Origin of the sequence: Kocuria sp. TGY1127_2 (genome assembly GCF_013394385.1) — a bacterium.
Lineage (GTDB): Bacteria > Actinomycetota > Actinomycetes > Actinomycetales > Micrococcaceae > Rothia.
The window spans coordinates 329,440-343,440 of record NZ_AP022834.1 but is presented as its reverse complement, the minus strand read 5'-3'; the positions used below and the strand labels follow the sequence as shown (position 1 = coordinate 343,440).

Below are 14,001 nucleotides of genomic sequence, written 5' to 3'. Positions count from 1 at the left end.
TCAGTCGATAACGGGGGCCTCGCCCGCCAAAATCCGAATGTCCTCAGAGGTCAGCGTGGCCCGGATCTGGGCGTCGTTACCGTTCTCTGCCACGTTGGTGCTGTGAAGGGAGGACTTCTGCTGGAGGCCGGGGATGGAAATGTAGGTCAGCCCCTTGGACGAGACGAATCGAGTCCTGACTCCTGCCCGGAGCGCCTCGACGTTGATCCAAATGTCGTCCGCACGTGGGCAGGTCTTCATGAAATCCTTGCCATCCCGCAGGATGCGTTCTTGGAGCGCCCGGGGAAGCACGGCACCGCCAGCGCCCGTCATGAAATTCGAGAAACTCGCGTTAAAGCCATGAGGGGCAGACCAGGCGGAGTACGGAGCAACCGTGTTCCCGCCGTCGGCCAGCGTCCACTGGTGGCAACGGAGCGCCACCATCTCCTCGGGATATTGCTGATGGGCTCCGTACAAACGCCCAAGCCAACCGGCGGGATACATGATGTCGTCGTCGGCAATGACCGGCGGATTTTCCTTCGCTTCCGTCATACGGATATACGGGTAGAACTTTTTGTATGGTCCGAGGTCCTCACATCTGAGAATTTCGAGACCGCGATGTTGCAGGCGAAGGAGCTGAGGATAGTTCTTGACGTCGAAGGCCTCGTCGTCGACCCAGAGAATCATGCGTTGCGGTTTCACCCGGCCCTGGGCGATGGACTCAATCGCGAGCCACACCGTCGGGAGGCGGTGCCCGTACGAGGTCATATTGACGGCAACAGGAGCCTCTCCCAGGACGGCGGCGGAGGAGAATCTGTTGATCAGCCGAAGTCTCGCCATGGCCGCCGCCTTCCACGGGATACGCAGTGGCCGAGAAACCTGCGGGTCCAAAGGTGTTTCTGTCATCGTGTGACTCCCATTTTCCGAAGGATTTTTCCCGCGGCCTTCGTCAGCAAGATTGCGTCCTCGCGCGAGACCGCGTAGAACGCCCGCAGACTGAAGTCGAAGTGACGCCGCAGATAATAGATATTCAGGTTTCCTGCCACCGCATTCCCCACGAGAGTGGAGAGCGCGGCCCCCATCCCGCCCAGCGCAGGGGTCAGCCCAAAAAGCACGGCCAGGTTGAATACGGCCCCGATGGCCATGGACCGGCTTCGCAAATCCGGTCTTCCGCGGCCCGAGAGCCCCGCGCCCGCGACCGACCCGGGAGAACCCACAACGGCCGCGGCGAGGAGCACCAGGAGCATCGGGATCGACGCGGAGAACTCCGCCCCGAAGACCGGCCCCACCCAGAGGAACGACGTCACAGCGATCGGCAACGCGGTCAGGACCGTCAGAATCAAGGTAATCCGCGCCATCGTGGTCAGGCGTCGATCGGCATACTCCGAGGCGGCACCGTCCCCCGTATCCGCGGAATCTGCGGCGAAAACCACGTTGCGGAACGCGTTGGAGAGCACAGACGGGATCTCCCCGATGGTCACGGCAACGGCGTACAGCCCCTGCTGCTCCAGGGTGGTCAACTTGATCATGACCGTCTGGTCGATCCGGCTAAGAATGATGCCGGAGAGAGAACCGAGCCAGATCTTCGACCCGTAGGCCCACATCTCCCCCGCCCGCTGGGGTTCTTCCCGTTCGGGCAGCACCCCGCCGTCTCGAACCCCTCGGAGCACGGGCACGTAGGAGAGGGCACCGAGCACGGGAGACGCCAGTGTCACGAGCACGGCGTTGAGCACCGTCAGATGTCCGGTCCAGAGCAGAACCACCAACGCGACCAGTCGGAGCACCGAGAACAACCCTTGTTCCAAGGCCTGGTACTTCCATTGGCCGGTCGCGGCGGCGTATGCCCTCGGGATGAGAATCAGCATGTTCGGGACCAGCGCCAACGCCGTCAGCCAGAGGAGCATCCGGTATTCTTCCCCATGCCCACTCGCAAGGAACGGGCTCATGGCCCAGACCACCAGGGCGCAAAAGGCTCCAAGAGCCAGGAGGGTCCATAGGGCCAGACGGAGCACCGAACACCGTCGTCGGAAGTACCGCGCCGCAAAAAAGGTCAGGGCCTCCGGCATACCGAATGCTCCCGCGGAAGACGCAACAAGCACGATGGAGGTCACTCCGCCGAGTGCCCCGCGTCCGGCCTCGCCGAGCCCGTGGGACAGAATGGGGGCAATGGCCAGGCCGGCGACGGGCGCCAAGAGGTTGCTCAGCAGAGAATAGAAGAGCCCCGTCCCCATGGGGGTCCGTTTCTGTGCTGAGGTGTTCTCGGGAGCTCGCCCCTTCGAGGGCCCGCGAGCTGATTCGGATTCGGACATGATCGGTGCCTGGGCGACGTCAGAGGCCGCTCTTTGCCTTTCCAGTCTTCCGACCTGAACCCTTCTTCCGAGAACGCTTTCCGCTCCGCGAGGACTCGTTCTCGGCCTCGTAGTAGTAGTTCTTTCCGTAGTAGCTGTAGTAGCCGGCCTCGCTGCCCCGCGTGGGCACCTTGTTCAGCACCGTGCCCAACAACTGTGCGTTGATCTGTTCGAGGTTCTGCAACGACTTTCCGAGCTGATCGCGCGTGGTACCGCCGGCCTCGACGACAACCAGGGCTCCGTCGAATTTGGTGGCAATGATTGCCGAGTCGCTGACCGGGAGCAACGGCGGAGCATCCATGATGACCGTGCCCTTCTCGGCCAGCCGATCGATCATGGTTGAGAAGCGTTCCGAAGCGAGGATCTCCGAGGGATTCGGCGGAATGTGCCCCGCCGCCAGGACGAACAGGTTCGGATACGTGTGCACTTCCTGGATGACGTCGTCCATCTCGGCCCGGCCGATGATGACGTCGGTCAGCCCGACATCCGTGATCAGACCGAACCTCTTGGCAACCGTGGGACGCCGCAGATCCGCATCCACGAGGTAGACCGGGTCCCCGCCCTGGGCGAGGGCAATAGCGAGGTTGTCCGCCACGGTCGACTTCCCGTCCTCGGGAAGGCAGGAGGTCACCACGAACCGCCGGGGAGGCCGGTCCGGATTCATGAATTGCAGATTGGTCCGGATCTCTTTGAAAGACTCCACCACGCTGAAGTCACGCCGATGCGCTTGGGCGCCCAAGGACTCAGGTGGGATCAATCGCGATTCGCTCAGCGAATCGGACAACGGCACGGTGCCCAGCAAGGGGGAATTGCCCATGACCTCTCGAAGAATCTCGACCGAACGGATACTCCGGTCCCGGAAAGCCTGCAGCAGGAGCAGAAGCAGAACCACGACAAGCAGAACCAACGCACCCAGCGCAGCGTTCAACTTCACGTTCGGGGACACGGGCGAGGTCGGCGTCTCGGCCTGCACGTATTCGATGAGTTTCAGAACCGAGTCGGCCAGGTCAGACTGGGACTCCTCCGACCCCTCGGAGTCAGGGGACTTTGTGGGCGCGGCCGAGTTGCCCCCAGTCTCGACCCGTTCGACGTTCGTGGACAGGGCCTCGATCCACGCATCCGCGAGTTCCCGAGCGCTGTCAGGGTCCTGGGACCGAACCGTGACCTGGATCTGCGCCGTGTCCAGCGGGACGGCGACCGAAACCATGCCGAGCGCCTGCTGCGGCGTGAGGTCGAATCCGGTGGACCGGATGGCGTCCTCGGCCACACCGCGGGAGGTCGCGAGACTCTTGTACTGGGTCGCCTTCGACTTGGCAAGGGTGTCCGTGGTCGAGGCCAGACCAATGCTGTTGTTGTTGTCGGTAGTGACAATCCCCGTAGCGTCGGCCGCGTAGACGCGCGGCTGGAGGGCCGAAACGCCGACGCCCATCAACGCACCGACGACCACACCGATCACCAGAAAGTACCAGCGGCGGCGAACAGTGCGCACAAACGCCTGAACCAGCCCCGAACTCTTTTCCGACGCGGTTCCATCGATCAATACTGGGTTCTTCTCGCCCATACCTACTTGTCTCTCCAATACGTTTTGTGGTTCCCGCTCTTCGCAGCGCCTCAGCGGAACATCTTTCGCAGGAACTGATCGATGGCCACGAAAACCTCTTCCCCGGTTTGGCGGTAGACCGCCACGTCCTGGAGATAGGGGTCGACGATGTCCAGGTCGGCCTCCGCGTCCCGACCGACCTGGGAGCGGCGGGAGGAGGCCTCCGCAACGAACGCGGAGCACTTCTGGACGAGGTTCTCCGCGGAACCGAAGGAATCCACGGGTTCCCACTCGACGAGCTCTGCCAACCGCGCGAATTCCTTAAGCGTGAAGGTCTTTTTCAGCGCCCTTGGAGTCGCGGACAGAACCGCGGATCGCTGCTCGGTGGTCGCGGTCAGCACCAGATCTGCCTCGTTGATTCCGTGCACGGTGAAGGCCCGTGGTCGGTGTGCGGACAGATCGAATCCACGGGAGGAGGCGATGTCCAGGATCTCTTGGGGCACTTCGATCTCCGGGTTGACCCCCGTTCCCCCGGATTCTGCTCGCACGGGAATGTCTCCTGTGACGTCGTTGAAATATCCCATGGCCAGAGCAGACCGGCAGAGATTTCCGGTGCACACGAAGTAGACCCTGAATCCCAATGGAACGGCTTCCGCCTCCGCCCGCGGTTCCGGGGAGCCAGAGGCGGAAGGCGTGGGCACGGCTGCTGCAGGTTCGGTCGGTGCAGGTTCTACCTGGTTGACCTCAGGGGTCGAAAGACCGTCAGGTTTTTTGTGCCAAGGACTAAACATCGAAATTCTCCGTGATTCTGCGAAAGGACGGATGAGGGACGCTAAGCATGTCCCGGCTTCCCCACCGCCAAAGCGCGGTGCGACGGTATCCGCTCCATGACGGCGTCTCCAGGCGCTGATCTGGCTTTTCGACGCCCGGAAAAGAAGCCCGGGCGAGGGCCTGCATACCCGTAGTCGGTGTAGTGTTTACCAATCGTCGCGAAACCCAGCGCGATCCAGGTCAGGTAGGCGCCCACCTGGTTCGAGGTGAATCCGCTGTTGGTCAGGTTATTGGCGATCATGTCCAGCGCGCCGAGCACCATGACCACGCCGGCCGCATTCCGCATATTCCTCACGGCCAGGAAGATCTGGAGCACCAGCAGCACCGCCGCGGTGATGAGGCCATAGTCGGCACCCACTATCAGGTACGCGTTCTCAAGGGAGGAACCCAGGACCCCCGATCCACGGAAGTCGCGGTTGCCCGGGTATCCCGTGAACGTGAAGAGGTGCCAGTGGCTTTCGGCCCACACGTAAGCTTGCTTCCGAAGTTCGGAGGACCCACCGTCATCCTCGATCTTCGTGGTCAAGGCCTGGCCGACCTCGGTTCCCAACATCCAGACAAAGGTTCCGACCATAAGGACGAGCCCCACGAGCTTCGTCAGGATCCGGTCCTTCCCTGCAAGGATCACCGCCACGGCCGTAATCACGGCGGCGAGCATGGACGCCCGACCGTTGCCGAGCAGGGCGCCGTACAGATACAGGCCGATGAACGCCCATCGAAGGATGGGATTCCGGATGAAGTAGGTCAGGGCAACCATGAAGGCGCAGAGCGCGGTGAAGTCCAGTCCCGTCTCCACGAATCCCTGGCTGCGACCGATCTCGTCAATTCCTTGCAGTTGCCACAGAGCCGACTTGGCGGTCTCCTCGAAGACGATAATGTGTCCGGTGATGTTCTGCTGAATAGCCAGGTACATCTGCACCAGCATCGCCAGGTGCATGGCCCAGGCGACCTTGCGCAAACCCTCGAATCCCGATCTGAAGATAACCATCTTGAACATCAGGTACAGCACGAAGGGCGGAAGATAGACGACCGCGATGTTGATCAGGCTGCCCGTGAACGAGTTAAAGATCGACAGCACGTTGGCCATGATCAGGGCACAAAACAGGAGGAAGACGGCAATCTCGAGGTACGAAGACCGCAAAACCTTCTTCACCCGGGGCCAGTAGAAAATGGTCTGGACGAGTGCCGATGCCATGACCATGTATCCGGCGGGGTGCAGCCCGTTGAACCATTCGCTGGCCTGGTACGCCGGGAGGAACAGGCGTACCAGGATCGGGGCCGAGAGGAGAATCAGGGGCCGGGAGGCGAACAGCAACGCGAAGACGAGGGAGGCTCCCATAAGGAGCAGGGTGAGCATCATTCAGGCAGCCACGCCCTCGTACAGGTGAGCGAGTTGTTGGGCGATGCGCTCCATGGTCGCGTGATCGGCTACGAATGCTCTTCCCGCGGCCCCCATGCGCCGGCGATCCTCGGGGCTGTCTAGCAGACGGTCGATCACGTCGACGAGCTCGTCCGGACCGTATCCGGCGACCAGACCGCCCCCGGAAGACCGGACCTCGTGTGCCAGCCCGCAGTCCTCTATGACGACGACGGGCAGACCGGCGCTCATTGCTTCCAGAACCGTCATCCCGAAGGGCTCATTGCGGGACGGAAGTACGTAGACCGCCGATTCGGCCATGCGATCGAGGGTCTGGTGGGCGGGAAGGGATCCGACCCATCGGATGCGCCCCGCGGCGTCATCGGACCTGAGCCGGGCCCGGACCGCATCGCCTTCGCCCTCATCCGGTCCGACAAGGGTGAAGGTCGCGTCAGGATGCCGAGGCGCCAAGCGCTGGGCTGCTTCGACGAAAACAAGCGGACGCTTGCGCTCCTGGACACGGGCAAGAAACAGGACATCGGGAGACGGGCGCTCAGGCCGGGCTCTGACAGGAGCCATGGGGACGCCGTTGCGGACCACCTCAACAGAATCGGACGTGAGCCGGGAATCAACAGCACAAAGGTCTTCGGTCTCTGCGTTCGTGAGCGCCAGGATCTTTTTCGCTGCATTGAATGCCGGTCGCGTCATGAAGGCGTCCAAGGGCTTGGCCAGCTTCTGGGAACTCGGATCAATCATCCCGTGGGTCTGCAGGACAGTCGGCACCCGGAGGGTTTGGAGGAGTCTCGCGGCGGGCAACGTCACGAGGTCACGCGCCATATGGATGTGGGCGACGTCGAAGGAGCGGCCGTGCTTCGCGAGCCACAGGAACAACTGGGGAGAGGTCACGCCAGCGAAGCTCTCCCGCATCAGGCGCCGGGCCGGGAACAGCTTCACGGGGATACCGCAGTATTCGTCGGGCATGTCGCCCCGGTAGCCTTCCGCGGCGGCAAGAAGGAGAACGTCATGCCCCTGTTCTTTCAGCTCCGAGAGCTGATTGCAGGACACCCGCAGGGGTCCGCCCAGCGAACCATGAGGGTCAACCATCGTAACCACGTGAAGAATTCTCAAATCGTTCCCCCCAGAACCCGATATTCGCTGTCTCGAATGTTCCCCCAAGTCGGGTCAACGAAATATTCGCCGAAAATTTTATAACAGCTCGATATTGTCAACAAAAGATCTAGTCAGCCCAGAGAATCCTGCCCGGTGACCCTTGATCGAACCACATCCTGGGGAGAAAGCGACTCCGCGTCCTCACCCTTTCCGGCCACAATCCTGCCCAGGGGTGCCAGCACTGTGGAGCCCGCGGGCACCGACTTCGCAACCAGCGCCTGAGCCCCGACCAGTGAGTCGTCGCCGATCTCGACACCGCGCAGTACCGTGGCCCTGGCTGCAATCCAGCAACGGTCGCCAACGGTGATCGGCCCGTTGTCGAACTCGAAATTCGGGTGATCGAATTGGTGTGATCCAGTACACAAAAAGGTGTCCTGGCTGAGGCACGTGTTTTCGCCAATCGTGACCGGTTCGAGATTCAGAATCCACGTTCCGACACCGACCCATGAATTCTTCTTGATATGCAGTTTCCACGGCCAATGAATGGTCACCCCGTGACGAATGAGAACGTTCTCCTCGATCCTTGCTCCGAAGGCACGCAGTACGGCGGTGCGGATTTTCGGAGGGCACCACCACCGCTGGAGTAACGCGCCCTGCACGGTCAACCACAAGGCCTGAACTGCTTTGGGCCGACCCTTGTCGTAGCCGTACCCTTGAAAACCCGTCAGGTCCTTCATCGGTCGGCCTCCTGTTGCAGTTTTCGGGCCAGGTGGTCGGCCAGTCGGATGGACAGGGCCACATCCGTGAGCGTCGGACCCGCCATGCCGGCGGTCGGGAAGGTTCCAGTGGTCGCCAGATAGAGGTTCGGGGAAGACCACACGCGCAGATTCGAGTCCACGACCGAACGCGTGGGATCGGACCCCATGCGCACCAGGCCCATCTGATGGGTCGCGTCCACGAGAGTCATCCCGAGCATGTCTTCGAGGGTCGGCGGGGTATACGCTCCCCACCCGGACTCCTTGATCCCTTGGGCCAGGATCTCCAGGGACCGGTGGTAGTTGCGGCGGTCGGCGTCGGAAACCCGGTGGCGGACATCGAGGCGCGGCACCCCAAAGGCATCCTTTTCCGTCGTGGACAGAACCACGCGCTGTTCCGGGTCGGGCGATTGCTCGGCGTCGAACCGGATACGGTAGACGCCTTGTTTCGAGTAGCGCGAGAACATGGGCAGGGTGCGTGGATCGAGAATCCTGTCCCGAACCCACCGCATACCGAAGGCACCGATCGCAGGAAGCCCTCTGAGGACATTGAGCACGTGCCCGCGAGGATCCTCGAGGTTGGCGTACCTGCGGTGCATACCCGTGCCCTTGAACCCACCGGTCATCGTGAGCAGTTTGCGGACCAGCGCGAACGAAGACAGGAGCGGGTCGCCGTGGTCGGGAGTCCGGGGATCCTGGTACCACACGGCAAACCCCATGTTGAGAAGACCCTGTTCGCGCCGAACCTGCTCCTCGAGCTGCAGCAGGCGGCGGACCCACACACCGTCGTGGCTCTTGGTCGGGGTCACCGAGTGTCCGACGGCCTTGGGATCCCTGACCCGGAGCTCACCGACTTCGGCAATCGGGTGGATCATGTAATGACGGCCGATCTGGTCGTGATCGTCCCGAATCCCAGAGTTCAGGAGAATGCGGGCGGTCTCCAGGCCACCCGCGGCGATGACCACGTGCGTGCCCCTCGCAGTGAAATGCCGGCCCGGTTGTGTCTGGCCCTCGACACGATCAATGACGCCGGTTTCAGGATTCTGCACCACGTGGGTCACGTTCGCGTGGTGCATGACGCGAATGTTCGGGTAGGAGGCAAGATCCTTGCTGAGGGCTCCGGCGAAGCGAATGGGCGGCGACCACCGCCACACGGCCTTCGAGTTGATGGTCTTCGAAGGGCCGATCAGGTCCTCGGGGTCCCCGGGGATGGCCTGCGCCCCGGTCCATTCGAAGGATCGCAGATCAAGGGCCTGGGCCGCGCGGCGGTAGTAGGGAAGCATCTGATCCCGGGTGACCGGCCATGCCTCGGTCGAGAAATCTTCGTGGCGCCGCTCCTCGAAATCCAGCTGGTCGAACGGGTAGGTTCGACCGCCCCATTGCATCGATGCTCCACCGAGCCTCTTGGTTCGCGCCTTCTCCAACGGTTCGACGGCTTGGGACGATGCCTCGCCCTTGAGGGTGTCGTCCGCCTCGGCGGATCCGCGCACGTCACCGCCTTCGAGCATCAGAATGTCGACGCCGGTCGGTGCCAGCTCCCGAGCCACGGTCGCTCCGGCGGGACCGGTGCCGACCACCAGGACCGTGGCGGACAGACGGGCTCCCGCGGGCAGGTCCCGTGCGTCCGTCAGCTGATTCTTCGACATTGTTGTTTTCACAGCGTCTCCTCCAGGTGTCTCATGTCTTCCTCCAGCGCTCCCCGCATGATGGCGCCCACGTTGTCCCTGACGTGCCGCGGGTTGCTCATACCGAGCAGAACCGCATCCACGCCGTCCATCCCGTGAACTCCTTCGGCCAGCGCGGCGACAATTCGCGAGCCGTCCATGCCGGCCGCTGCGGCTCGGCGCATGAGCGTTCCGTCACCGAGTACCGCGATCCCGACGGTTGTGACCCGCTCCTGTTCCGGGTGGGACCGCACTGCTTCGAGGGTTGAAGTGTCGCCGAGGTTGACCGGGATCTGGAGCCAGGTAGCACCCGGTGCCTCCAGCAGTGCCCGAGCGGCATCGGCATCCCGCACGGATGCTCCCCATGCCCGGACCATCCCGGACTGCTTCATGCGATTCAGTTCACGGACGACGTCGTCGCGCCGTAGATCTGCAGCACGGGGTTCGTGCAGAAGCAGGACATCCAGTGCGTCCCTGCCCTGTCGCTTCAGACACCGATGGGCCGCCGCGCGCAGGTATTTCGGGGAGAAACAGGTGTCCGCACGACCAGCAGCTCGCAAGCCGCGGAGATCCGGACGGTGTTCCCCGCCGAAGGCCGCGGAGGCCAGACCGATGGGGGTCTTGAGGAGACCGACCTTGGTCATGACCACCGTGCTCGGCCGGGTCCTCACCACGCGTCCGACGATCCTCTCGCTGATCCCCCGTGCGTAGACATCCGCCGTGTCCACCAAACCGATACCCAGGTCGAGTGCCTGGCTCAAGGCGGCCGTGCCCTCCGAGATTCCACGCTTCTGCCAGAAAGCGCCGAGCCGTGCGGTTCCCACGCCGAGAGGCGTACTCTCGAATTCGCCCAGTCGTCCATACTCCAAAAGGTCAGTGCGCATGGCACTCCTCACCAACGGCCTGTTCGACGGCCGCTCCCCAGGCGTTGTAAATGTGTTCAGGTGCCATGCTCGTTCCAAGTACGTCATATCCGGCCCGTCCGATATCGCGTGCTCGTTCGGGATAATCCAGGAGGTCCTCGACTGCGTCGGCCAGGCCGGTCGCCGTGTCCGCGATCAACGCGCTGACGCCGTTCCGCACTGGGATGCCCGCCACGCCCATCGTGGTCGCCACTACGGGTAGGCCGATGCTCAGCGCATCGAGGACCTTGGTCTTGACCCCTGTCCCTGCCTGGATCGGCGAGATGAGCATACGGCTCACCGACATCTCGGTCGGAAGGTCCTCCACATACCCCAAGAACTCGAAGGGTGCGCCGGCGAACTCCTGAATCTGTTCCCGGCTCGCCTTTCCGATGACGCGAATCTGCACCCGCCGGCCCCGCCTCTCCAATTCGGGCACCAGCTCGTCCCTGATGTAGCGCAATGCCGCAATATTGGGTCCGTAATGCAGGACTCCCAGGAACGTCAGGGTTCCGGCAGCAGCCTGATCAGGCGAGCAGAGTCGCCCTTGCTCCACCGCCATGGGGATCCCCAGCACTTCTCGTCCCACCCTGAGCGACAGACGCTGCGCTTCGTCATGGCTGGTCAATGCCACAACGCTGGCTTCACGAGCAATCGCGTCCTCACGCCTGCGAGCCAGTTTCGCTTCAACACCGAGCAGGCACTTGGCCACGGCCTCGACCCCGGGACGCGCGAGGCGAGGAATCCGATCCCCGAAATACCCCAGGACGGAATCGTTGTTGTCGCGGAAGGTTTTGGAGGAATATCGCTCGGAGAGGAGGTCGTCCAGGTGCATGACCACGGGCAGCCCCACGGTTCGTGCCAGATCCCACGCCCTCAGACCGTCCCCGACGACGACATCGCTGTTCAGCTCTCGGGCGATCTCCCGAACCTTGTGAATCAGTGCCCGGCCACTGAACAACGCCTCATTGAGGGACCGGCCCCTGAGAAGAGCGCAAGGCACGAGCGCGGCGAGTGCGCCGAGGCGCGGGGGATGAACCCTACGGACCTCGCATCCCAGCCATGCGGCGGGTCCATCCTCGTGAGTGATGGCGAGGACGTCGACGTGGTGCCCGTGCCGTTGCAGACCGCGGACGGCGGATTCGAGAACCGCGATGCGCCCCGTCCGAACCCCGGTGACATCCCGGACGGCCAGGAGAAGGATTCTGCGTGGCTCAGCCCTATCTGCCACGGCGCGCCTTCCGAGCCGTACGCTCCACGGCGTCATAGAAATTGTCCACGAAAGCGGCGACACTGTACTTCTGCACGTGCGCCGGAACACGAGCCCTGATCGATGCGCGGTATTCATCGTCGGTCATCAACCGCTCGAGCTCATCCGTCAGGGAATCGACATCATTGGGGCGGAATCGTGCCCCCGCGTCCCCAATGGCTTCTGGCAGACCGCCGTGGTCGGCAACGAGAGTGACGCATCCGGATGCCGCATTCTCGAGCGCGACCGTCCCAAAGGGCTCGGGAAATCTCGAAGGCACAACGGCAATCTCGTGGCGGTTGAGTTCTTCGCAGATTTCCGCACCCTTCATGGCACCAAGGAGAGTGACGTCCTCGCGGAGTCCTAGCTCGCTGACCAGAGTCTCGATCTCCGCTCGGTAGTCACCGTCTCCAATAACGCTGAGCCGGGGAGAAAGTCCCTTGTCTTTGAGGTTCTTGACGGCTTGGAGCAAGAGATCGACCCCCTTGTCCCCGCTCAGCCTTCCCAAGTAGACGAGCGAAGACGGATCCCTGGGATCCGTATTGGTGACACGGAAGATGTCTTCCCGGAAACTGTTGTAGATGACCTCGACGTCGCCGCGAACGTGGCCGGCAAGCGCGTTAGAATTCGACACCAACGTGTCGGCCCTCTCCACGAGCCGATACTTGAGCCAGTACTTGATCGTGTTCAGTGGTCCGAATTTCTCACCGGGGAGTGTTATCCAGGTACGCAGAACCACGAGCCACGGCTTCCGAAGGAACAGCTGGGGCCAGTAGAACTGCATGCACGGGTTGTTGTGGAACACGACGTCCGCTCCGGCGACGGCTTTCCACAGCTGCAACGGAGTGGGCGCACGCAACACGGTGAACGGAAATTCTTTGTGCGGCTCGGTCTCGCGAGTATGCGTGACGACAACGACCTCGGCCTGGTGGCGCTCGACGAACCCCCTGGCCAGAAGCTCTGCCGTCACTTCGACCCCGCCGAAGTCTGGATGAAATCGATGGACCATGATGACCACACGCATGGCTATTCTCCCTCCTCGAGCCGCGCAGTTTCGCCGATCTCAGTAGGCAACCCAGCGCCCTGACGGACTTTCCTCCGAAAACCGGCCCAGGAGAGCCTCTCCGAATGATCGAAGACGAGGTCCCGATAGGATCTCCGAGGCTCATAGGTGTCCGCTATCCGTTGAAGTCCCTCAACCAGGGAGTCGACGGATCCGGGCTCGACCACAACCCCAAGATTCTCCGGAAGTTCCATGTCCACTAGTCCGGTATTGAAGCTGGCGAGCAAGCGGCACCCTTGGGACAAAGCCTCACTCAGCACCAGACCGAATCCTTCGGCAATCGACGGGAGCAACAAAGTGTCGGCCGTCCGCATCCGGGCAAGCACTTCCTGTTTGGAATGGCGCCCGACGAAGTTGATATTGGGAACGCCCCGCGCAAAGTCCTCGATCTCCGGATCATGGCGCGATGTGACCAGAGTCAGGGTCGCATTCTTCAGAGCTGCCCTGCGCCACGCCTCGACCAGGATATGAAGCCCTTTGCGAGCGATGCCCTGACCCACGAAAAGCATGGAACAGGTGGGGCCGGCTGCGGCATCCTCCGGGATACGCTCCGGTCGAGGCCCGCCGTAGGGGGCAACCGTAATGTTTTCGGGGTCCATCCCCTGGGCGATTAGCCCTCTCTTGGTGAAAGACGATGCGCAGACGGCGCTGTCCGCCAGATTTACCTCTGCAACGTGTTGCTCCTGCATCCCCGGGTCCAGCTCTTCTGCCTCGCGCAGCCAGGGACGCACACCTTGAAGATCATCGACCGTGGAGAGAGTGTCGACGATGAACTGAGGGGAGACCTGATACTGGAACAGAATACGGCGGCCCGTGGAGGGGCCTTGGAATGCTTGGAGTGCCGAGCCGGAGTACAACAAAAGATCCGCCTCGGGCTTCTGCGCGGCCACCCGGGCAATCGTCGCACCCAGGCGGGATTCGACCGCGACCGTCGGGAAGTCGACCGACCTCTTGATCCGCCGCTTGACCTCGTACGGCAGCTGAGCAGCGAAGGCACCCCAGGACTGCCGAACCCGGGACGCATCGATGAGCGGGGTGCGGCGATGGCTCAGCGTAGGCACGGAGAATCCGCGGCCCTCGTAGTAGTCGGTGACGAAAGTCTCCAGCGCGGACACTTCGGCAAGCGCGGCCGGAACCTGATACGAATCACGGTCCCGGTTATGCCCGACAATAAAATTCAAGGCCCCCACCTCAAAAAGTATT

The 14,001-nt window shown here is 62.6% G+C and carries 12 protein-coding genes; all 12 read right to left on the bottom strand.

What is annotated here, in order from left to right; translation table 11 throughout:
* The 12 genes from sake_RS01500 to sake_RS01445 all read right to left on the bottom strand — a co-directional run bounded on the left by sake_RS01500 (position 1) and on the right by sake_RS01445 (position 13,979).
* A complete protein-coding gene (locus sake_RS01500; RefSeq protein ID WP_178945306.1) occupies positions 1-885 on the bottom strand; it encodes a hypothetical protein in 885 nt (294 codons plus the stop codon).
* On the bottom strand, positions 882-2,288 hold the full coding sequence (locus tag sake_RS01495; RefSeq protein ID WP_178945305.1) for a lipopolysaccharide biosynthesis protein: 1,407 nt from the start codon (positions 2,286-2,288) through the stop codon (positions 882-884). The genes sake_RS01500 and sake_RS01495 overlap by 4 nt, the downstream gene beginning before the upstream one ends.
* Positions 2,289-2,307: 19 nt before the next feature.
* A complete protein-coding gene (locus sake_RS01490) occupies positions 2,308-3,888 on the bottom strand; it encodes a polysaccharide biosynthesis tyrosine autokinase (RefSeq protein ID WP_129358523.1) in 1,581 nt (526 codons plus the stop codon).
* Between the two features lie 50 nt (positions 3,889-3,938).
* Positions 3,939-4,658, bottom strand: coding sequence for a hypothetical protein (locus sake_RS01485; protein WP_129358522.1), 720 nt, complete (start codon positions 4,656-4,658; stop codon positions 3,939-3,941).
* Between the two features lie 41 nt (positions 4,659-4,699).
* A complete protein-coding gene (locus tag sake_RS01480; protein ID WP_129358521.1) occupies positions 4,700-6,058 on the bottom strand; it encodes a hypothetical protein in 1,359 nt (452 codons plus the stop codon).
* Positions 6,059-7,159 (bottom strand): glycosyltransferase, encoded by a 1,101-nt coding sequence (locus tag sake_RS01475; RefSeq protein ID WP_243155748.1) that lies wholly within the window; start codon positions 7,157-7,159, stop codon positions 6,059-6,061.
* 137 nt (positions 7,160-7,296) lie between these two features.
* Positions 7,297-7,902 carry a DapH/DapD/GlmU-related protein gene (locus tag sake_RS01470; RefSeq protein WP_178945303.1) on the bottom strand — a complete coding sequence of 202 codons (606 nt, stop codon included), beginning with the start codon at positions 7,900-7,902 and terminating at the stop codon, positions 7,297-7,299.
* Positions 7,899-9,578, bottom strand: coding sequence for a GMC oxidoreductase (locus sake_RS01465; protein ID WP_243155719.1), 1,680 nt, complete (start codon positions 9,576-9,578; stop codon positions 7,899-7,901). The genes sake_RS01470 and sake_RS01465 overlap by 4 nt, the downstream gene beginning before the upstream one ends.
* Positions 9,575-10,468: an aldo/keto reductase gene (locus sake_RS01460; RefSeq protein ID WP_165000926.1), complete on the bottom strand. Its 894-nt coding sequence runs from the start codon at positions 10,466-10,468 to the stop codon at positions 9,575-9,577. Before sake_RS01460 ends, sake_RS01465 begins: the two co-directional genes overlap by 4 nt.
* Positions 10,458-11,717, bottom strand: coding sequence for a glycosyltransferase (locus sake_RS01455; RefSeq protein ID WP_165000925.1), 1,260 nt, complete (start codon positions 11,715-11,717; stop codon positions 10,458-10,460). The genes sake_RS01460 and sake_RS01455 overlap by 11 nt, the downstream gene beginning before the upstream one ends.
* The gene (locus sake_RS01450) at positions 11,707-12,759 is read right to left on the bottom strand and encodes a glycosyltransferase family 4 protein (RefSeq protein ID WP_178945302.1); all 1,053 of its coding nucleotides are present in this window, start codon (positions 12,757-12,759) and stop codon (positions 11,707-11,709) included. The genes sake_RS01455 and sake_RS01450 overlap by 11 nt, the downstream gene beginning before the upstream one ends.
* A 2-nt stretch (positions 12,760-12,761) precedes the next feature.
* Positions 12,762-13,979, bottom strand: coding sequence for a glycosyltransferase family 4 protein (locus sake_RS01445; protein WP_243155718.1), 1,218 nt, complete (start codon positions 13,977-13,979; stop codon positions 12,762-12,764).
* Positions 13,980-14,001 lie beyond the last annotated feature (22 nt).

What these genes read in the sequence shown, in the direction of transcription:
- sake_RS01500 (WP_178945306.1), bottom strand. Translation starts at nt 885, where the DNA reads ATGACAGAAACACCTTTGGACCCGCAGGTTTCTCGGCCACTGCGTATC.
- sake_RS01495 (WP_178945305.1), bottom strand. Translation starts at nt 2,288, where the DNA reads ATGTCCGAATCCGAATCAGCTCGCGGGCCCTCGAAGGGGCGAGCTCCC.
- sake_RS01490 (WP_129358523.1), bottom strand. Translation starts at nt 3,888, where the DNA reads ATGGGCGAGAAGAACCCAGTATTGATCGATGGAACCGCGTCGGAAAAG.
- sake_RS01485 (WP_129358522.1), bottom strand. Translation starts at nt 4,658, where the DNA reads ATGTTTAGTCCTTGGCACAAAAAACCTGACGGTCTTTCGACCCCTGAG.
- sake_RS01480 (WP_129358521.1), bottom strand. Translation starts at nt 6,058, where the DNA reads ATGATGCTCACCCTGCTCCTTATGGGAGCCTCCCTCGTCTTCGCGTTG.
- sake_RS01475 (WP_243155748.1), bottom strand. Translation starts at nt 7,159, where the DNA reads ATGGTTGACCCTCATGGTTCGCTGGGCGGACCCCTGCGGGTGTCCTGC.
- sake_RS01470 (WP_178945303.1), bottom strand. Translation starts at nt 7,902, where the DNA reads ATGAAGGACCTGACGGGTTTTCAAGGGTACGGCTACGACAAGGGTCGG.
- sake_RS01460 (WP_165000926.1), bottom strand. Translation starts at nt 10,468, where the DNA reads ATGCGCACTGACCTTTTGGAGTATGGACGACTGGGCGAATTCGAGAGT.
- sake_RS01450 (WP_178945302.1), bottom strand. Translation starts at nt 12,759, where the DNA reads ATGCGTGTGGTCATCATGGTCCATCGATTTCATCCAGACTTCGGCGGG.